Consider the following 19,965-nt stretch of genomic DNA (forward strand, 5'->3'; position numbering starts at 1 on the left):
TACCCAATCACTCCAGACTTCGTACTTAAGCTTGGCTGGGCTGCTGGTCGTGTACTAGCGAAACAAGGCACAAAGAAAGTTATCATAGGTAAAGATACACGTATTTCAGGTTATATGCTTGAATCTGCACTAGAGGCTGGCCTTGCAGCTGCGGGACTTAAAGCAACATTTACTGGTCCCATGCCAACTCCAGCTGTGGCATATTTAACTCAGACTTTCCGTGCCGAGGCTGGTATTGTGATTTCTGCATCACATAACCCATATTACGACAACGGCATTAAATTCTTTTCTTCTGAGGGTACTAAGCTACCTGACGATATCGAATTGGCGATTGAAGCAGAGTTAGATAAAGAAATTGAATGTGTGGAGTCTGCTGAGCTTGGTAAAGCAACCCGCCTAAATGATGCAGCTGGTCGTTACATCGAATTCTGTAAGAGTACTTTCCCATCTGAGTTGAGCCTTGCGAACTTTAAGATCGTAGTAGACTGTGCGCACGGTGCTACGTACCACATCGCTCCAAATGTCTTCAAAGAACTTGGGGCAGAAGTTATCGCTATGGGCGTAGAGCCTAACGGCATCAACATTAATGAAAAAGTGGGCGCAACAGACGTACGAGCTCTTCAACAGCGTGTTGTTGAAGAGCAAGCGCATCTTGGTCTCGCATTTGATGGTGATGGTGACCGCATCATTATGGTCGACCACCTAGGTAACAAAGTTGATGGTGACCAAATTGCTTATATCATCGCTCGTGATGCACTTCGTCGTGGTGAGCTAAAGGGTGGTGTTGTTGGTACACTAATGACTAACTTGGGTATGGAAAATGGTTTAAAGCAGCTAGGCATTCCGTTTGTACGTGCTGCTGTTGGTGACCGTTATGTCATGGAGCAACTGCTAGAAAAAGGTTGGAAAATTGGTGCTGAAAACTCAGGCCATGTGATCTTATTAGATAAAGTCACAACCGGCGATGCGATTGTTGCTGCACTTCAAGTACTTGCTTCTGTAATTGGCAGCGATATGTCTTTGTATGAACTATCGCAAGGAATGACACTATATCCTCAGGTTTTAGAAAATGTCCGTTTTTCAGGAGAAAGTAACCCTCTTGAAGCTACTGCTGTATTAAATGCTGTCGCTGAAGTCGAGGCAACGCTTGGTGATAAAGGGCGTGTATTGCTACGCAAGTCTGGCACTGAGCCTTTGATCCGCGTTATGGTGGAAGGCGAAGATGGTGAACTAGTTCAACACTCAGCATTGAAAATCGCTGAAGCTGTTAAAGCAAGTTGTTAATCATTGCGTTAAAGCATGTCTTGAATGAAAAGGGCATCTTTTGCCCTTTTTTTGAGCGCTTAACGCATTGGCATTGATTTTTTACTAATTTTCCCTTGTCAGCGTTACTGGCTTTCGCTAGTATTGCTCCGCCTCCCGTTAGGAGGTCGCTAGCCTTGTTCATTATGATTTATTCTTTTGAACGGCGCTGGCTCAACAATTTGGAACATAGGTGGAAAAAATGTTTTCAGTTCTACTTGTGATTTACCTGTTGGCAGCGCTTGGTGTGATTGGCCTTGTGTTGATTCAACAAGGTAAAGGCGCAGATATGGGAGCCTCGTTCGGTGCTGGTGCTTCAAACACAGTGTTTGGTGCTGGCGGCTCAGGTAATTTCTTAACCCGAACAACTGCTATTTTAGCAACCGTATTCTTTATCGTTAGCTTGTTACTTGGTCGTATGTCTACGCACCAGACTGAATCACAATGGGTAGACCCAACGTTAGGTCAACCAGTTGTTGAGCAAGTTAAGGATGCAGCGAGTGAAGTTCCTGCCCCTGCGGGTGATGAAATTCCTCAATAAGCTGTAAGGTTTTGATGCCGAGATGGTGAAATTGGTAGACACGCTAGCATGAGGTGCTAGTGCCTTAGGTGTGAGGGTTCGAGTCCCTCTCTCGGCACCATGTATTTACAAACTTGTAAATCACTTGTTTGCGAGTATAATGCTCAGCAAGTCGGACGCGGGGTGGAGCAGCTTGGTAGCTCGTCGGGCTCATAACCCGAAGGTCGTCGGTTCAAATCCGGCCCCCGCAACCAATCTCTTTCTTTAAAAGGAAATCGTAGATTGGCAAGTTTGCGTAGTGCTAACCACACTACGAGTTAAGAAAAGCAATTGTTGGCTATTCTTAACGTATCAGGGTCCAGCAGCATAAAACCCCGACTATCGGGGTTTTTTGTTATCTGAGCTTTTTGAAATAGCTCAGATACTGCTTGGTTTTTTGATTGGGCTCTGAGCCCTTTTTTTGTTTCTGGAGTGGTTAAATGACTGGTTTAGAAAGACAACTTACTGAAATGCTTGACGCGCCAGTAGCGGCATCAGGTTATGAGTTAGTTGGATTAGAATTCATTCGTGCAGGCGCGCACTCAACGTTACGTATCTACATTGACCATGAAAATGGTATTAACGTAGACGACTGTGCAGAAGTTAGCCACCAAGTTAGTGCAGTTTTAGACGTTGAAGATCCAATTTCTGTTGCTTACAGCCTAGAAGTGTCTTCTCCAGGTTTAGAAAGACCACTTTTTAAAGCAGCACATTACGAGCAATTTATTGGTCACGAGGTCAGCATCGTATTGAAAATGGCTGTAGCAAACCGTCGTAAGTGGAAAGGTATTATCCACGGTGTTGATGGCGAAACAGTGACAATTACTGTAGACGGTCAGCAAGAAGAGTTTGCTCTAAGTAACATTTCCAAAGCTAACCTGATCCCTAAATTTTAGTTCCCTAAAAAAGTTTAAGCTTAGAGGCTAAATACAATGAGTAAAGAAATTTTAGCGGTAGCAGAAGCGGTATCGAACGAAAAAGCGGTACCTCGTGAGCGTATCTTTGAGGCTCTTGAGATTGCTCTAGCAACTTCTACAAAGAAAAAATACGAAATCGAAATCGACGTACGTGTTGCCATTGACCGTAAAACCGGTGAATTTGTAACTTACCGCCGTTGGTTAGTTGTTGATGACGTTGAGAACCCTACAAAAGAGATCTCACTAGAAGCAGCGCAATACGAAGATGATTCAATCGAGCTTGGCGACTACGTAGAAGACGAAATCGAATCAGTAACGTTTGACCGTATTACGACTCAAACTGCTAAGCAAGTTATCGTACAAAAAGTTCGTGAAGCTGAGCGCGCACAAATCGTTGAACAGTTCATCGACAATGAAGGTGATCTAATCACTGGTGTCGTGAAAAAAGTAAACCGTGACACAATCGTGCTTGATCTTGGTAATAACGCTGAAGCGGTAATCCTGCGTGATGACCAACTTCCTCGTGAAAACTTCCGTCCAGGCGACCGCGTACGTGGCCTTCTTTACAAAGTCGCGCCTGAAGCACGTGGTTTCCAATTGTTCATCACTCGTTCTAAGCCAGAAATGTTGGCAGAACTGTTCCGTGTTGAAGTGCCTGAAATCGCAGAAGATATTATCGAGTTGAAAGGCGCAGCACGTGATCCTGGTTCTCGCGCTAAGATCGCTGTCAAAACAAATGACAAACGTATCGACCCTGTAGGTGCGTGTGTTGGTATGCGTGGTGCACGTGTACAAGCTGTTTCTGGCGAACTTGGTGGTGAGCGTATCGATATCGTTCTTTGGGATGATAACCCAGCTCAATTCGTTATCAACGCAATGGCGCCAGCTGATGTTGCTTCTATCATCGTTGATGAGGATGCACACTCAATGGACATCGCAGTTGAAGCTGACAACCTAGCGCAAGCTATTGGTCGTAACGGTCAAAACGTGCGTCTAGCATCTCAACTAACAGGTTGGGAACTGAATGTTATGACAGTTGCTGATCTTCAGAAGAAACACGCTGAAGAATCACAAGCATCTATTGAAAACTTCATGAAGTACCTAGATATTGAAGAAGACTTCGCTCAACTTCTTGTTGAAGAAGGTTTCTCAACGCTAGAAGAAATCGCATACGTGCCAGTTAACGAGCTACTAGAAATCGATGGTTTGAATGAAGAACTAATCGAAGAGCTTCGTGGACGTGCAAAAAATGCACTAACGACGATCGCACTAGCACAAGAAGAGTCTTTTGAAGGTCTAGAACCAGCTGAGGACCTACTTGCACTTGAAGGTCTTGAGCGTGAGATGGCATTTAAATTGGCAGCGAAAGGTGTAGCGACACTGGAAGATCTTGCTGACCAAGGTATTGACGATTTAGAAGGTATCGAAGGCCTGACCGAAGAACGTGCAGGTGAGCTAATTATGGCCGCACGTAACATCTGTTGGTTCGGCGAAGAAGCATAATTTTCGGCAAGGAGGAAGCGGCATGACACAATTAACAGTTAAAGCACTGAGTGATGAGATTGGTACGCCAGTCGACCGCTTGATTGAACAACTTGCTGACGCTGGCATTAAAAAGGCGAGCTCTGACAATGTTACTGATGAAGAGAAGCAGAAGCTTCTCTCTCATTTAAAGAAAGAACACGGTGATAAATCAGGTGATTCAGAGCCGACTCGCCTTACGCTTCAGCGTAAAACTCGTAGTACACTTAGTGTGAACGCGGGTGGTGGTAAGAGTAAGAATGTTCAGGTTGAGGTGCGCAAAAAACGTACATACGTGAAGCGCAGCACAATTGAAGATGAAGCGAAACGTGAAGCTGAAGAAGCAGCACAACGTGAAGCAGAAGAAGCAGCAAAACGTGCAGCAGAAGAAGCTGCAAAACGTGAAGCTGAAGAAGCTGCAAAACGTGAAGCTGAAGAAGCTGCAAAACGTGAAGCGGAAGAAAAAGCGAAACGTGAAGCTGAAGAAAAAGCGAAGCGAGACGTAGATACGAATGCACAACGTAATGCTGAAGAAAAAGCAAAGCGTGATGCTGAAGAGAAAATTAAGCAAGAAGCAGCGCGAAAAGAGGCCGACGAGCTTAAACGTCGTCAGGAAGAAGAAGCTAAGCGTAAGGCTGAAGAGGAAAGTCAGCGCAAGCTTGAAGAAGCTCGCGAATTGGCTGAAAAGAATAAAGAGCGTTGGTCTGCTGCAGAAGAGAAAAAGGGTGATATGGAAGATACAGATTACCATGTAACGACTTCACAATACGCACGTGAAGCCGAAGATGAAGCAGATCGCAAAGTAGAAGGCGGTCGTCGTAAGAAGAAAAAAGCAGCTTCGGGTAAAGACGACCAAGCTCGCGGTGGCCGTAACAACCAACGTGGCGGTAGAGGTCGTAAGGGCAAACTTGCTAAGCCGACTTCAATGCAGCACGGGTTTGATAAGTCAGCAACGGTTGCTAAGCAAGACGTTGTAATTGGCGAAACGATCGTTCTATCAGAACTTGCTAACAAGATGTCGGTTAAAGCGACAGAAGTTATCAAAGTAATGATGAAGATGGGCGCTATGGCGACTATCAACCAAGTGATCGACCAAGAAACAGCACAACTTGTTGCTGAAGAAATGGGCCATAAAGTAGTTCTTCGTAAAGAGAACGAACTGGAAGAAGCGGTACTATCTGACCGTGACACTAACGCGGAAGCAGTTCCACGTGCTCCAGTTGTTACTATCATGGGTCACGTTGACCACGGTAAAACGTCAACACTTGACTACATCCGTCGCACACACGTTGCTTCTGGCGAAGCGGGTGGTATTACTCAGCACATTGGTGCGTACCACGTTGAAACAGACAACGGCATGATCACGTTCCTTGATACTCCTGGACACGCAGCGTTTACTGCAATGCGTGCTCGTGGTGCTCAAGCAACAGATATCGTTGTTCTTGTAGTTGCAGCAGACGATGGCGTAATGCCACAAACAGTAGAAGCGATTCAGCACGCGAAAGCGGCAGGCGTTCCTCTAATTGTTGCTGTGAACAAGATCGATAAAGAAGACGCGAACCCAGATAACGTTAAGAACGAGCTTGCTCAATACGACGTTATTCCTGAAGAGTGGGGCGGTGAGAACATGTTCGTTCACATCTCTGCTAAACAGGGTACAAACATCGATGGTCTTCTAGAAGCAATCCTTCTTCAGTCTGAAGTTCTTGAACTTACAGCTGTAGCTGAGGGCATGGCATCTGGTGTTGTTGTTGAATCTCGCCTAGATAAAGGTCGTGGTCCAGTTGCAACAGTACTTGTTCAATCAGGTACACTAAATAAAGGCGACATCGTTCTTTGTGGTCAAGAATACGGCCGTGTTCGTGCAATGCGTGATGAGCTAGGTAAAGAAATTACTTCGGCTGGCCCATCTATCCCTGTAGAGATCCTAGGTCTTTCAGGTGTACCATCTTCAGGTGATGAAGCAACAGTAGTTCGTGACGAGCGTAAAGCGCGTGAAGTAGCTAACTACCGTGCTGGTAAGTTCCGTGAAGTGAAACTTGCTCGTCAGCAGAAATCTAAACTAGAGAACATGTTCTCTAACATGACTGCTGGTGAAGTTGCTGAACTTAACGTTGTACTTAAAGCAGACGTTCAAGGTTCTGTAGAAGCAATCGCTGACTCACTAGTTAAGCTATCTACTGACGAAGTTAAAGTGAACATCGTTGGTTCTGGTGTAGGTGGTATTACGGAAACTGACGTAGTACTAGCGGAAGCTTCAAACGCAATCATCCTTGGCTTTAACGTTCGTGCAGATGCTTCTGCTCGCCGTGCTGTTGAAGCCGCAGCTGTTGACTTACGTTACTACTCAATCATTTACCAATTGATTGATGAAGTGAAACAAGCAATGGGCGGTATGCTTGCTCCAGAATTCAAGCAAGAGATCATTGGTCTTGCTGAAGTTCGTGACGTGTTTAAGTCACCGAAACTGGGCGCTATCGCTGGTTGTATGGTTACAGAAGGTGTGATCAAGCGTAACAACCCAATCCGTGTACTACGTGATAACGTTGTTATTTACGAAGGTGAACTAGAGTCACTACGTCGTTTCAAAGATGACGTTCAAGAAGTTAAGAATGGCTACGAATGTGGTATCGGCGTTAAGAACTACAATGATGTTCGCGTTGGTGACCAAATCGAAGTCTTCGAAATCGTTGAAATTAAACGTACTCTAGACTAATTGACTAAAATTACTAATATTGTCTTTGAAAGATAAGTAGTAATTGGTTGTTGAATACACCATGGGGGGCTGGCTTTGACCAACCCCCCATTCTTTCTATATAAGAGTAAAGATATGTCAAAAGAATTTAGCCGCACGCAGCGCGTTGCACAGCAGCTGCAAAAAGAACTAGCGATGATCCTTCAACGTGAAGTTCGTGACTCTCGCCTTGGCATGGTGACGATCTCAGACGTAGAAGTCTCTCGTGACCTAGCTTACGCAAAAGTATTTGTGACCTTCCTGTGTGTGGGTGAGCAAACACCTGAATCATGTCTAGCAGCGCTACGTGAGCACGAAGTGCACATTCGCATGATGTTAGGTAAGCGTATTCGTCTACGTTTAACGCCAGAAATCCGCTTCCACTATGACAATACGCTTGTTGAAGGTATGCGTATGTCTAACCTAGTGTCTGAAGTCGTTAGTTCAGACAAACAAAAGCAAAAAGATTCTGGTCGTGAGGACGAAGAATAATGGCTCGTCGTCGTAAAGGTCGTCCAATTAATGGCGTTATACTGTTGGACAAACCAACAGGTATCTCTTCCAATGATGCACTGCAAAAAGTAAAGCGAATCTACTTTGCTGAGAAAGCAGGCCACACTGGAGCCTTGGACCCATTAGCGACAGGCATGCTGCCAATTTGCTTGGGTGAAGCGACAAAATTTTCTCAGTTTCTTCTTGATTCTGATAAACGCTACCGTGTGATCGCAAAGCTGGGTGAACGTACCAATACGTCTGACTCGGATGGTGAAGTTGTAGAGACGCGTCCAGTCGATGTTACGTTAGACAAGCTAGAAGCGTGCATCGATCAGTTCCGTGGTGAATCTGATCAAGTGCCTTCCATGTTCTCTGCGTTGAAGTATCAAGGTAAACCCTTGTATGAATACGCTCGTAAAGGCATCGAAGTTCCGCGTGAATCTCGTAAGATCACGGTATATGAGATTGTTCTTCACCGTTTTGAAGGCGATGAAGTAGAGATGGAAGTGCACTGCTCTAAAGGTACCTATATTCGTACTATCGTTGATGATCTGGGCGAAATGTTAGGTTGTGGTGCGCACGTAACTATGCTTCGTCGTACTGGTGTTGCTAAATACCCTTACGAGAATATGGTAACACTTGAGCAACTAAATGAGTTGCTAGAGCAAGCTCACCGCGAGGAACGAGCGCCTCGAGAACTACTGGACCCACTGCTTTTGCCAATGGATACAGCGGTAGAAGACTTACCAGAAGTCAACTTGGTGCCTGAACTGGCGGATATGGTCCAACATGGGCAGCCCGTTCAAGTATTTGGTGCTCCGACAGAGGGCTCACTTCGCCTTACTATGGGTGAAGAACGCTTGTTTATTGGCGTTGGCGAAATGAACGAAGATGGCAAAATCGCTCCTAAGCGATTGGTCGTGTTCCGAGATGACGTTGCATCCAAGTAAATGATTGAAAATACCGACCTGAGTGTCGGTATTTTTATATTGCACGAGATAGGAAATTTCCCTATAATCCGCGCTTCGCGTAGCGGCTGAATCAGAGATTGGCTGCTACAACTTTAAACCTACTCTTATTAGGAGAGAATTATGTCTCTGAATGCAGAAACTAAAGCAGCAATCGTTGCAGAATACGCACAAGGCGAAGGCGACACTGGTTCACCAGAAGTTCAAGTAGCTCTACTTACAGCTTCTATCAACCACCTACAAGGTCACTTCAAAGCGCACAAAGGCGATCACCACAGCCGTCGTGGTCTTCTACGCATGGTTTCTCGTCGTCGTAAGCTTCTAGATTACCTAAAAGGTAAAAACCTAGCTCGCTACCAAGACCTAATCAAACGTCTAGGCCTACGTCGCTAATCAGCGACTGCATAGCAGTTTGTCTAAAAAGGGGCTTTATGCCCCTTTTTTGTTGCCTAAATTTAGCCAAATTAGACTTATGCCGTTATAATACTGGCGGCTAAACCTTGTAAGAGGTTTTCTCAAAAGCTCATAGCATTACAGTCAACCACGTCGACCAAAAGGTCGCGACTATTCAAAAGGAACTTCCGAGTTTCTTTTTACTAGTCGCGATTCGTAATGCCTTGAGTGTCAATTAACACATCTAAGATTTCTTTAAGCACTAAAGGAAGATTAGAAACAAGGAATAACAATGTTCGAAAAACCAGTTGTTAAAACGTTCCAGTACGGTAACCACACAGTTACTTTAGAAACTGGCGTTATTGCACGTCAAGCTACAGCAGCAGTTATGGTCACAATGGATGATACGTCTGTATTCGTATCTGTTGTAGGTAAAAAAGAAGCCGTTGCAGGTCAAGACTTCTTCCCACTAACGGTTAACTACCAAGAGCGTACTTACGCTGCGGGTAAAATCCCAGGCGGCTTCTTCAAACGTGAAGGTCGTCCTTCTGAAGGCGAAACGCTAACAGCTCGTCTAATCGACCGTCCAATCCGTCCGCTATTCCCAGACGCGTTTAAAAACGAAGTTCAGGTTATCGCGACAGTAATGTCTGTAAACCCAGATGTTCAGCCAGATATCGTTACAATGATCGGTACTTCTGCTGCTCTTGCTATCTCTGGCATTCCATTCAACGGCCCTATCGGTGCGGCGCGTGTTGGTCATATCGATGGTCAGCTTGTACTTAACCCTAGCCAAACTGAACTAGAAACTTCTAAGCTTGACCTTGTTGTTGCAGGTACAGAGTCAGCAGTACTGATGGTTGAGTCAGAAGCGGACAACCTAACTGAAGAAGAAATGCTAGCGGCGGTTGTTTATGGTCATGACCAACAACAAGTTGCTATTCAAGCTATCAACGAATTCAAAGCAGAAGTTGCAACTCCTGCTTGGGATTGGGTTGCTCCTGAAGAGAACACAGCGCTTAAAAATAAGATTGCTGATCTAGCAGAAGCTAAACTTGTTGAAGCTTACCAAATTACTGAGAAAATGGCTCGTTACGACCGCATCCATGAGATCGCTGCGGAAGTAAATGAAGTTCTTCTTGCTGAAGATCCTGAAGCAGACACAAAAGAAATCCACACTATCTTCCATGATCTAGAGAAGACAGTAGTACGTAGCCGTATTATTGCAGGTAACCCTCGTATCGATGGCCGTGAAAAAGACATGGTTCGTGCACTAGATGTACGTACTGGTGTTCTTCCTCGTACTCACGGTAGCGCGCTATTCACTCGTGGTGAAACTCAGGCGATCGTTACGGCAACGCTAGGTACTCAGCGTGATGCTCAAATCATCGATGAGCTAACTGGTGAGCGTAAAGATCACTTCCTACTGCACTACAACTTCCCTCCATACTGTGTAGGTGAAACTGGTTTTGTAGGTTCTCCTAAGCGTCGTGAAATCGGCCACGGTAAACTGGCGAAGCGTGGTATTGCTGCAGTAATGCCTTCTGTTGATGAGTTCCCATACACAGTACGTGTTGTATCGGAAATCACTGAATCTAACGGTTCATCTTCAATGGCTTCAGTATGTGGTACTTCTCTTGCGCTTATGGACGCAGGTGTACCAATCAAAGCATCTGTTGCTGGTATTGCAATGGGTCTTGTTAAAGAAGGTGACGATTTCGTTGTACTTTCTGACATCCTTGGCGATGAAGACCACCTAGGTGACATGGACTTTAAAGTAGCAGGTACTAACACTGGTATCACTGCACTTCAAATGGACATCAAGATCGAAGGCATCACTAAAGAAATCATGCAAATTGCGCTTAACCAAGCTCAAGGCGCACGTAAGCACATCCTATCTGTAATGGATGAAGCAATCTCTGGTGCTCGTGAAGACATCTCTGAATTTGCTCCGCGTATTCACACGATGAAGATCAGCGCTGAGAAGATCAAAGACGTTATCGGTAAAGGTGGTGCAGTTATCCGTGCTCTAACTGAAGAGACTGGTACAACTATCGAAATCGAAGACGACGGTACTATCAAGATTGCTGCAACTGAAGGCACTGCTGCGAAAGAAGCTATCCGCCGTATCGAAGAGATCACTGCTGAAGTTGAAGTGGGCCGTATCTACACAGGTAAAGTTGCACGTCTAGCAGACTTCGGTGCATTCGTAACGGTTCTTCCAGGCAAAGATGGTCTTGTACACATTTCTCAAATCGCAGAAAAACGCGTAGAGAAAGTGTCTGACTACCTAGCTGAAGGTCAAGAAGTTCAAGTTAAAGTTCTTGAAATCGACCGCCAAGGCCGTGTACGTCTAAGCATGAAAGAAGCGGTAGAAAAGCCAGCTGAAGAAGCTGCTGCTGAAGACGAGTAAGACAAAATGAGACTTTCAGCCTTTTATTAGATTAAGGGCCTGAAAGCATGTTATAAAAGGGGAGCATTTTCGCTCCCCTTTTTTGGTTTGTTTCGATGTATTAACCTCAAACGAGGTTATCGCCTATATTGCATTAAGAGAAACAAATCTTGAGCGGTCCAAACAGGAGTATCAATTAGTGAAATGGTTTCAAACCGCAATCTTATGTGTTGCTATCGCGCTGACCGGTTGTGCAAATACTTCTCAACAATCAGCACAAAAGTGGTTATATCCACCGATGGCGGTGCCACTTCAGCCTAGTGTTCAACAAGAAGTACAAATCGCGCGTCTCTCGCAGTTGCTACAACGTCCCGACCTTAGTGATGAAGTGCGCGCTAAAATGCATTATGAGCGCGGTAGCTACTACGACAGCGTTGGTTTGCGTGATCTTGCCCGTTTGGACTTTAACCAGTCTTTGCAGTTGAATCCTGCTCAGCCGGACATCTTCAATCTTTTGGGAGTATACTTTACCCAAGTAGGAGAGTTTGATGCGGCATATGAAGCGTTTGACTCGACCATAGAGTTGGCTCCTGATAATACCTATGCTGAGCGCAACCGTGCGATTGCACTGTATTATGGTGGCCGAATCGATCTCGCTTTAGAAGATATGACCAAGCATTATCAAGAAATGCCAACGGATCCTTTTCGTTCATTATGGCTGTACATCATCGAAGCTGAGCAAAATCCAGAGCAAGCAAAAGCCAATCTTCAACAGCGTTATTTACGAGATCGTAGTGAAGAGTGGGGATGGGTTCTTGTTGCCATCATGCTACGAGACGTCTCGGACGAAGATGCGCTTAAAGCAATTATGGATGGAACGAGAGAGAACTATCGCCTAGCTGAACGATTGACGGAAACGTATTTCTACCTTGGAAAGCGTAATCAGCTTGAAGGTGATATCGCAAGTGCCATCTCACTTTATAAGCTCGCGATTTCGTTCAACGTTTACGATTATGTTGAGCATCGCTATTCTTTCTTGGAGTTGGCGCAAATTTACGATCAATTACAGCAAGATAGATTGGCCAAGTTAAAGGCTGCCAAGAAGCTGGAAATTGAATGATTTAGAGCCGCTCGATGAGAGCGGCTTTTTTTATGATTGAACTTGATGAGTGACTCATTTAAAATAGTTAGTCTTGCTAACTAAGTGGTGGTGGCTTTTATGGCATTAGAAGAAAGCTTGATTGATTTAGAGCGTTTTTGCGCCAAAGCTTGGCGTGTCTATGCCAAAGAAGATCCATTATCACATCTAAGCTTTAATGAGTTCGATTATTTACGTGTGATTCAGGTTTACCCTGAGGGTGTGCGAATAACCGATCTTGCAGAAGAGCTGCAAGTGACTAAGCCTTCCGCATCGACAATGGTTGTGCGTTTGGAAAAAAAGGGTTTGGTGAAACGCATCGCATGTAATGAGGATGCTCGTGCTAAGCGTGTGTTGCTTACGGAAGAAGTCGCAGAAAAAATGTCTTTGGAGCAGGTAGTGTACAAAGATATCTCTGACCAAATGATGCAACAATTAAATCAGCAAGAAGCTGAACAGTTACAAGCTTTATTGAATAAAGCATTGAGTAATAAGTCATTTTAAACTAAAGCAAAGGCCTCAGCTGTATGGTTTAGTTTTTGTTGTTTCATCTTTCTTTTATTTAATTTAACCATTTAGTTAGTCTTGCTAATTAAATGGTTAGCTTTGCTAACTACTGGTGACAGTCATGCAAAACTCAATTTATAGACAGTTTTGGAAATATACGATTCCAACCGTCGCAGCAATGCTCGTAAACGGTTTGTATCAAATAGTTGATGGCATTTTTATTGGCCGTTATGTTGGCGCTGACGGATTAGCTGGGATCAATGTTGCGTGGCCTATTATCGGTTCGATCCTCGGTATAGGAATGATGATTGGGGTGGGGACTGGCGCGCTGACTTCGATCAAGCAAGGAGAGAACGATCATGAAGGCGCTAAGCGAATCCTAACGACCGGATTGACGTTGTTAGCGGCATTGATGCCGATCGTTGCTACAATATTGTTCTTGTTTTCGGATGAATTTATTCGCTGGCAAGGTGCGGAAGGGCGAGTGTTTGAACTTGCGCTGCAATATTTGCATATTCTGATTGTCGCGTGCGTATTCACGTTGGGTTCTATCGCAGTTCCGTTTTTATTACGCAATGACGACAGCCCGAACTTAGCAACGATTTTGATGGTCATCGGTGCCGTTATTAACATTGTATTAGACTACGTATTTATTGCTTGGTTGGAGTGGGAGTTAACCGGAGCCGCTATTGCCACTGCACTTGCACAATTAGTGGTCACTGTGCTAGGTATTGGTTACTTCTTTACTTCAAAAGCAACATTACGCCTTCGTATCAGCGACTTCAAAGTTCAGGTTGATGCTGCACCAAAGATTATCATGATAGGTACATCAAGTTTCTTTATGTACGCCTACGGCTCTGTGATGGTGGCACTGCACAACGCGTTATTTGCTCAATACGGAAGTGCAATGTTGATCGGAGCGTACGCCATTTTGGGGTACATCGTGACGGTTTACTATCTGATAGCCGAAGGAATTGCGAATGGTATGCAGCCTTTAGTGAGCTTCAACCACGGTGCACGTAATCAGGAGAACATCAGAAAGTTATTAAAGGTCGCGATGGGGACATCTGTGCTTGGCGGGGTGGCGTTCGTTGTTTTGATGAACCTTTTCCCGTACGAACTGGTTTCGGTGTTTAATAATGCAGACCAACAGTTGATTGATAGCACGGTGATCGGGATTCGTTTACACATGTTTGCGTTGTTCTTAGATGGTTTTTTAGTTGTGGCGGCCGCGTACTATCAATCAGTAAACAAAGGCAGCAAAGCCATGTTTGTAACACTAGGCAACATGCTGGTCCAGTTGCCATTCTTATTCATTATGCCGAAACTTTTCGGCGTGACAGGCATTTGGTTAGCTTTCCCATTGTCTAACATTGCATTGAGTTTGGTCGTGATCAGTATGTTGTGGCGAGATGTGAAAAAGCTGCTTAATGAAACTTCGGCTGAGCCAACAGTGCAAGCCTGTTAACAATGGCTGATAGAGAAAAGCGAGGTTGGGCCTCGCTTTTCTTTTTTGGGGAGCTAAATGTTTTTTACTTCTAAGCCAGCTAGCTGATGCCAATAGCCATTGCATTGGCGGCTTTCAAGTTTTTCAGGGTTGTCGCCGTGCTCGTTTGAGCGAAAATGCTCTAACTCAGAAAGTGTACTCACACCGAGAGGGCTTAATCGGACCACATCAACCAGGCCTTGCATACTTGGTAAGTCATTGATCAGGTTATAACAATACCCTGATTGTGTTTGAATGCCGTTAAGGTTAAAGACTTCTTGCCCTTCTTGGCTACTGACCTGGATTCCCGTAGGGTATTTGATACAGCAGGTTTCGCAATCGTCTTTCGCTCGGTTTTCAGCTCGGGCTGTGAAACAGCGAGCGGAATACGCTAAAGGTAAATAACCGTGGCTAAATACCTCAACTTCAAACTTGTTACGAATACCCAGCTCGTCACACTGAACTAAAGTATCGTTTAACCATTCGCGAGAGAGCTCGACAGGCATGCACCAACGCATCATACCTTGCTTCAAAAATAAGTTGAGCGTGTGTGCGTTATAAGTATTGATTGCAGGGCCAACGACGAAAGGCACTGTATGCTCTGATGCCAATTGAACAGCAGATACGTCATTTGCTTCAATCGCGAAGTCACCGTTGTCGATGTACTTCTTCATTATGTTTACTTCACTCGGAGCTTCTAGTAGTGCCATCGTTGATAGCACCACTTGCTTGCCAGATGCAGACAGCTCTTTTGCGATTTCAAGCCAATGCGAAGGCTTCATTTCTCGACGTTTTGAACATACGGTTTCCCCAAGATAGATGATGTCCGCGGATCTTGATTTCGCTTGTTCATAAAACGCTTCGATGTCTTGTTTTGGCCAGAAGTACAACAGCGGGCCAAGCGCGTATTTCATTGAATTATCCATCTTAACCTCTACTGCCATTTGCGGTGATAAGCACCAAGTGTGGTCTGCGTACCTTCAGACACGTTTGCCAATGCGGCATCCCAAGCCGCTTCGACTTGATAAGCTTCTGGGTTTGCTTGGTAACTGTCAATCGCGGCTCGCCATGTTCGAGTGACTTGTTCTACGTAAGCTGGGCTACGTTGGCGACCTTCAATTTTTACAGACGCCACATTTGCAGCAAATAGTTCTGGCAGCATAGAGAGGGTGTTCAAACTGGTTGGTTCTTCCAGTGCGTGGTAGCGTTTTTTCTCGCCTTCGATTTCTGCTTCGAAACGACCTTTACACAAGGTAGGGTAGCCCGCATTTTCACCGGCGCTGTAGCGATCGATCAAAATGTCGTTAAGGCGGGATTCCAGACCATTTTCTGTTTCTTGCCAGCGAACGTACTTAGCTGGAGAGCATGCTCCCACAGTGTTTGGAGACTCGCCTGTCATATATGACGATAGGTAGCAGCGACCTTCAGACATGATGCAAAGGCTACCAAAAGCAAAGACTTCTAACTCGACATCGCTAGTGATGTTGCGTGAAAGCTGTTTGACCTGATGAATCGATAAAACGCGAGGTAATACTACCCGTTTTACGTTGAAGTTTTGTTTGTAAAAATCAATGGCTGCGACGTTGGTCGCTGATGCTTGCACTGAAAGGTGTAGTTCCAGATCGGGATATTTGCGAGCCGCGTACTCCAGCACTGCAATGTCTGCAACAATCAGCGCATCTACACCCAGTGCCGCTGCATTGTCTACTGCGTTCGTCCAGCGCTCGAAGCCATTGGGATGAGCGAAGGTATTCAACGCGACATGAATTTTTTTATTGCGGTCATGAACGTATTGCACCGCTTTTTCTAATTTCTTGCCGTTAAAGTTGAGGCCAGCAAAGTGACGGGCGTTGGTATCATCTTTGAAACCAATGTAGACGGCATCGGCACCGCAATCAATCGCAGTTTTTAACGCGGGCAGGTTACCCGCGGGACACAAGAGTTCCATATGCTCACAATCATTGAGAATAAAAAGGTGTCCGCATTTTATGAAGAATTATGAATAGCGAAATTGACCTAAGTTAGGTTTAGCTCAATAAAGTCGATATTTACCCCTTGCGAGTAAGGGTATCGGGTCGGGGTTAGTTCTTGTGACGACGATTCTGTACAAACAGCTCTTCAATTTCATGTTTTGGCTGCGGGCGATAAAAATGGAATCCTTGAATCGCATTACATTGAAGGTTAGAGAGCAGGGTCGCTTGCTGGTGGGTTTCCACCCCCTCGGCAACGACAGTTAAGTCGAGCGACTTACCCAGATTAATGATGTTTTCAATCACAGTGACTTGTTTCGGTAGTGTGTCGATATCATTAATAAAAGCGCGGTCGATTTTTAGCTCGTCAATAGGAAAACGCGCTAAGTAGGAAAGAGAAGAGTAGCCGGTACCAAAGTCATCGATAGAGAGAGCGAAGCCAAGCTTTTTAATCGCATTCAACATTTGCAGTGTATGTTCGCTATCACTCATCACGGCACTTTCGGTTAGCTCGAAGGTAATGCAGCTTGGATCAAGCTCGGTAGTGCGAAGCAGCTTTTCCATAAAGTCGATCAGCTGTGGGTTGCCAAATTGCTCGGGAGAGAGGTTGATGGCGACACGGCCTGGCAGTATGCCTTGTTGCTTCCAACGTTTTACCGTATTGAAAACATCACGCATCACGACACGTCCAAGGTGTTCTATTAACCCAGCGCGCTCGGCGACAGGAATGAATGAGCCAGGACTAATGTACCCTTCGACTGGATGCTTCCAACGAACGAGCGCTTCTGCGCCGTTGATACTGAAGTCTCGCGCGTTAACCTTAGGTTGATACCACACTTCCAAACCGTTCTGCTGCAATGCTTTTTGCAGTTCAATTTCAAGCCACAAACGCATACGCGCTTCTTTGTTCATTTGATCGTTAAATTTGATCAGACGATTTCTACCACGATCTTTGGCTTCATACATCGCAGTATCGGCATTTTGTAGTAGGATTCGCGCATCTTGTCCGTCTTCAGGGTATCGAACGCTACCAATTGAACACGCAAGGCGTTTACTGAAGTGGTGCAAGTCGAAAGGTTGGTTGATCAACGAGATAATGCGATCGGACAAAATTTCAGCCATGCGGGTGTTTTCTGGCTCCGGCAGAATGACGCCAAACTCATCGCCACCCAAATGACCAATAATCGCTTGGTTTGGCAGTAACCGTTTAAGACGGGCCGATACCTCTTGAATCACTTTATCGCCAATATGGTGACCAAGTGAGTCATTAATGTTTTTGAAGTTATCGATATCCAAATAGAACACCAGAAGCGGTGTTTGCTTTTTGATCAGCTGTTCCAAACGTTTGGTGAAGCCAAAGCGGTTGTAGAGTTTGGTGAGCGAGTCAATGTGTATGTCTTCATTCGATGCAGAAGACAGGTTTTTGGGCGCATCATCAGCATCTTGGATTAGGATAATTTGAGATTCGCTACCTAATATCGCCGTGGAATCCGCGTGTAGCTGAACTTTCCGTTCAAAGCCGCATCTTGCACTGGTTAAGCATACAAAAGGTTTGTCAGAAATTAATGTACTCAATCGATGACTAAATACCTTTTTACTGTTTTCATCGATGAATAAACGACTTAGCTCTTCGCCCAACAATTCATGAGGAGAGTTAAGTCCGAGAAGGCGCGCTGATGCGGGGTTCGCAGAGATGACAATATCATCTTCGATAAGCAGTAAGCCGTCTGGTAGCAGTTGTGTTAACTTCGCAAACTTACTTTCGGACTCTTCTAAGGAGCGAACGAGTATCTGCTTTTCTGAAGTATCGACAGCGTGAAAAACAACAAAGCGAATGTCGTTACCTTCAAAAACTGGCGAAAGACTAAAGTGAAGACTGGTTTCAAGGTCGGTTTCATCGAGCGTGATTTCGGCTTCGACATGTGCCCCTTTGAACGCGCGCTGATAGTATGGTGCAAGCTTCTTATAAAACTGTTCACCCAGCACTTGGCAATCGTTTAAGCCGACGATTTCCTCATGACTTAAACCTGCGATATCGCAGTAACGGTCACTTACCATTCGATAATTGTGTTTTTTATCAAGAATGGCAAAGAAGAAAGGGCTATTTGAGGTTAGCGTGGCAAACCAATGTTTTAATTGCTGGGAAGGCATTAGGGTATTACCGATCTCCAATGAGCCAGATTATTCGTCCGTGTATAAAAAGCGACACCCTGATAAGCCTGCGGCGATCTACCACCAAGCCAAAGTGTTACTTGCCATTAAAGGGCTCGCGGTTTTAGCTGTGCAGTCGACAATCACATGGATACGCTCAGATAACTATAACTTTGAAAATACGGTTGTAAAAGTGTTTATCCACCTGTTCGCATCAATAATACACGTAAGTTCAAAAAAAGAAGCGTTAGTGAGCAATAAACCACCAATCTAAAATAAGCACTTTATTGATACATAACAGTAATCTCATCGCCACGATTGCTTAATATAAGCAACCTAATGACAAAGTAACGGATAATGAACGTGTTAAACAAGATTCGCAGTCAACTAGTAAAGAACGCAGCTAATATTTTGCGTTCTCCAGTCCAGTTATTACCACAGCCAATTCAGCAAAAAGCGTTGCTAGAAGGGCTAAAAATGGTGTTTAAAGAAGCCTTGGAAGATGGTGACTTTGAGTTCCTTGAAGACAAGTGGTTAAAAGTTGCGATTAAAGACTTGAACTTAGCATGGTACATCAGCTATCAAGACGAAAAATTGGTGGTAGCTGAAAAACCAGTTCAGGAAGATGTGAGTTTTAGTGGTAATCTAAACGACCTAGTACTGATTGCTGGTCGTAAAGAAGACCCTGACACACTGTTCTTCCAACGTCGCCTTTCAATTGAAGGTGATACTGAGCTTGGCTTAGAAGTGAAAAACTTAATGGACAGTGTCGACTTAGAGCAGTTACCGAAAGCAATGCAAGTCGCTTTGAATCAATTGGCTGATTTTGTTCAGAAAGGAGTTCAAGCGTCTGCACAACCAACCGGAGTAGCGAATGCTTATTCGAACTGAAGCCCCTGCGGACATTCTTACCATTGACCGCTTATTGAAACACGCCTTCCCAACGGAAGCTGAAGCTGAGCTTGTGATGCGTTTGCGCGAAAACAGCAAATTCACGCTTTCCTTAGTCGCGTGTACAGATGAGGGAGAGGTGATAGGCCATGCTTTATTTAGCCCTGTGACCTTAAATGGTGAAGATTTGTCATGGCAAGGGCTAGCGCCATTAGCTGTTCATGAAGATTACCGTCGCCAAGGCATCGCTGCAGAGTTGATCAAAGAGGGTTTTGATTCACTGCGTGATTTTGGCTACCCAGTGTGTGTGGTGTTGGGCGATCCTGATTATTACGCGCGCCAGGGTTTTCAATCATGCGACGAGATGGGCTTTGAATGTGCTTGGGATGTCCCTAAAGGTGCATTTCGAGTCGCAGAGTTGGTCGAAGGTCAATGTGCTGGACGCTCCGGACGCATAGACTATGCGCCAGAGTTCTCTGAACTGTAAATGAAAGAAGCCCACGACTAAGTGGGCTTCTTTCTTATTCACTGAAAACTGAGA

Annotated in this window: 17 protein-coding genes and 2 tRNA genes; 16 read left to right on the forward strand and 3 right to left on the reverse strand. The window is 44.9% G+C overall.

All coding sequences use genetic code 11. The features are described from left to right. The 14 genes from glmM to R7R24_RS17195 all read left to right on the forward strand — a co-directional run. The coding region (gene glmM / locus R7R24_RS17130) for a phosphoglucosamine mutase (protein ID WP_318119565.1) at nucleotides 1-1,284 on the forward strand (1,284 nt) is incomplete at its 5' end. 220 nt (nucleotides 1,285-1,504) lie between these two features. Then, a complete protein-coding gene (gene secG, locus R7R24_RS17135) occupies nucleotides 1,505-1,843 on the forward strand; it encodes a preprotein translocase subunit SecG (RefSeq protein WP_005380080.1) in 339 nt (112 codons plus the stop codon). A gap of 16 nt (nucleotides 1,844-1,859) precedes the next feature. Beyond that, nucleotides 1,860-1,943 (forward strand) — tRNA-Leu (locus tag R7R24_RS17140). A 56-nt stretch (nucleotides 1,944-1,999) separates the two neighbouring features. After that, nucleotides 2,000-2,076, forward strand: a tRNA-Met gene (locus R7R24_RS17145). Between the two features lie 225 nt (nucleotides 2,077-2,301). Then, nucleotides 2,302-2,757 carry a ribosome maturation factor RimP gene (rimP, locus tag R7R24_RS17150; protein ID WP_005386424.1) on the forward strand — a complete coding sequence of 152 codons (456 nt, stop codon included), beginning with the start codon at nucleotides 2,302-2,304 and terminating at the stop codon, nucleotides 2,755-2,757. A 36-nt stretch (nucleotides 2,758-2,793) separates the two neighbouring features. Next, nucleotides 2,794-4,281 (forward strand): transcription termination factor NusA, encoded by a 1,488-nt coding sequence (nusA, locus tag R7R24_RS17155; protein ID WP_054579095.1) that lies wholly within the window; start codon nucleotides 2,794-2,796, stop codon nucleotides 4,279-4,281. Between the two features lie 22 nt (nucleotides 4,282-4,303). Then, nucleotides 4,304-7,015: a translation initiation factor IF-2 gene (infB, locus tag R7R24_RS17160; RefSeq protein WP_005380086.1), complete on the forward strand. Its 2,712-nt coding sequence runs from the start codon at nucleotides 4,304-4,306 to the stop codon at nucleotides 7,013-7,015. Between the two features lie 114 nt (nucleotides 7,016-7,129). After that, on the forward strand, nucleotides 7,130-7,525 hold the full coding sequence (gene rbfA / locus R7R24_RS17165; protein WP_005380087.1) for a 30S ribosome-binding factor RbfA: 396 nt from the start codon (nucleotides 7,130-7,132) through the stop codon (nucleotides 7,523-7,525). Further along, entirely contained in the window at nucleotides 7,525-8,478 is a 954-nt protein-coding gene (truB, locus tag R7R24_RS17170; RefSeq protein WP_017820421.1) for a tRNA pseudouridine(55) synthase TruB, read from the forward strand. Before rbfA ends, truB begins: the two co-directional genes overlap by 1 nt. A 141-nt stretch (nucleotides 8,479-8,619) precedes the next feature. After that, complete coding sequence (rpsO, locus tag R7R24_RS17175) at nucleotides 8,620-8,889, forward strand: 30S ribosomal protein S15 (RefSeq protein ID WP_005380094.1); 270 nt, start codon at nucleotides 8,620-8,622, stop codon at nucleotides 8,887-8,889. 292 nt (nucleotides 8,890-9,181) lie between these two features. Next, nucleotides 9,182-11,302: a polyribonucleotide nucleotidyltransferase gene (gene pnp / locus R7R24_RS17180; RefSeq protein ID WP_054579096.1), complete on the forward strand. Its 2,121-nt coding sequence runs from the start codon at nucleotides 9,182-9,184 to the stop codon at nucleotides 11,300-11,302. 178 nt (nucleotides 11,303-11,480) lie between these two features. Next, a complete protein-coding gene (nlpI, locus tag R7R24_RS17185; RefSeq protein ID WP_005380101.1) occupies nucleotides 11,481-12,401 on the forward strand; it encodes a lipoprotein NlpI in 921 nt (306 codons plus the stop codon). A 99-nt stretch (nucleotides 12,402-12,500) separates the two neighbouring features. Continuing rightward, nucleotides 12,501-12,923, forward strand: coding sequence for a MarR family winged helix-turn-helix transcriptional regulator (locus tag R7R24_RS17190; RefSeq protein ID WP_005380103.1), 423 nt, complete (start codon nucleotides 12,501-12,503; stop codon nucleotides 12,921-12,923). Nucleotides 12,924-13,047: 124 nt separating this feature from the next. Further along, the gene (locus R7R24_RS17195; protein ID WP_054579097.1) at nucleotides 13,048-14,394 is read left to right on the forward strand and encodes an MATE family efflux transporter; all 1,347 of its coding nucleotides are present in this window, start codon (nucleotides 13,048-13,050) and stop codon (nucleotides 14,392-14,394) included. A 53-nt stretch (nucleotides 14,395-14,447) separates the two neighbouring features. Here the strand turns inward: R7R24_RS17195 and R7R24_RS17200 are convergent, their stop codons facing one another. The 3 genes from R7R24_RS17200 to R7R24_RS17210 all read right to left on the reverse strand — a co-directional run bounded on the left by R7R24_RS17200 (nucleotide 14,448) and on the right by R7R24_RS17210 (nucleotide 18,533). Further along, nucleotides 14,448-15,326 (reverse strand): U32 family peptidase, encoded by an 879-nt coding sequence (locus R7R24_RS17200; protein WP_054579102.1) that lies wholly within the window; start codon nucleotides 15,324-15,326, stop codon nucleotides 14,448-14,450. A 20-nt stretch (nucleotides 15,327-15,346) separates the two neighbouring features. Then, entirely contained in the window at nucleotides 15,347-16,360 is a 1,014-nt protein-coding gene (locus tag R7R24_RS17205; protein ID WP_054579098.1) for a ubiquinone anaerobic biosynthesis protein UbiU, read from the reverse strand. 133 nt (nucleotides 16,361-16,493) lie between these two features. Next, nucleotides 16,494-18,533 (reverse strand): bifunctional diguanylate cyclase/phosphodiesterase, encoded by a 2,040-nt coding sequence (locus R7R24_RS17210; RefSeq protein WP_005380112.1) that lies wholly within the window; start codon nucleotides 18,531-18,533, stop codon nucleotides 16,494-16,496. A 363-nt stretch (nucleotides 18,534-18,896) separates the two neighbouring features. Between R7R24_RS17210 and R7R24_RS17215 the strand changes: the two genes are divergently transcribed. Together R7R24_RS17215 and R7R24_RS17220 are read left to right on the forward strand one after the other, a co-directional pair. Further along, the gene (locus R7R24_RS17215; RefSeq protein WP_054576344.1) at nucleotides 18,897-19,424 is read left to right on the forward strand and encodes a ubiquinone anaerobic biosynthesis accessory factor UbiT; all 528 of its coding nucleotides are present in this window, start codon (nucleotides 18,897-18,899) and stop codon (nucleotides 19,422-19,424) included. Then, nucleotides 19,408-19,911 carry a GNAT family N-acetyltransferase gene (locus R7R24_RS17220; protein ID WP_005380119.1) on the forward strand — a complete coding sequence of 168 codons (504 nt, stop codon included), beginning with the start codon at nucleotides 19,408-19,410 and terminating at the stop codon, nucleotides 19,909-19,911. The genes R7R24_RS17215 and R7R24_RS17220 overlap by 17 nt, the downstream gene beginning before the upstream one ends. The last annotated feature ends 54 nt before the right edge of the window (nucleotides 19,912-19,965 follow it).

The organism is Vibrio sp. 704 (assembly GCF_033339295.1).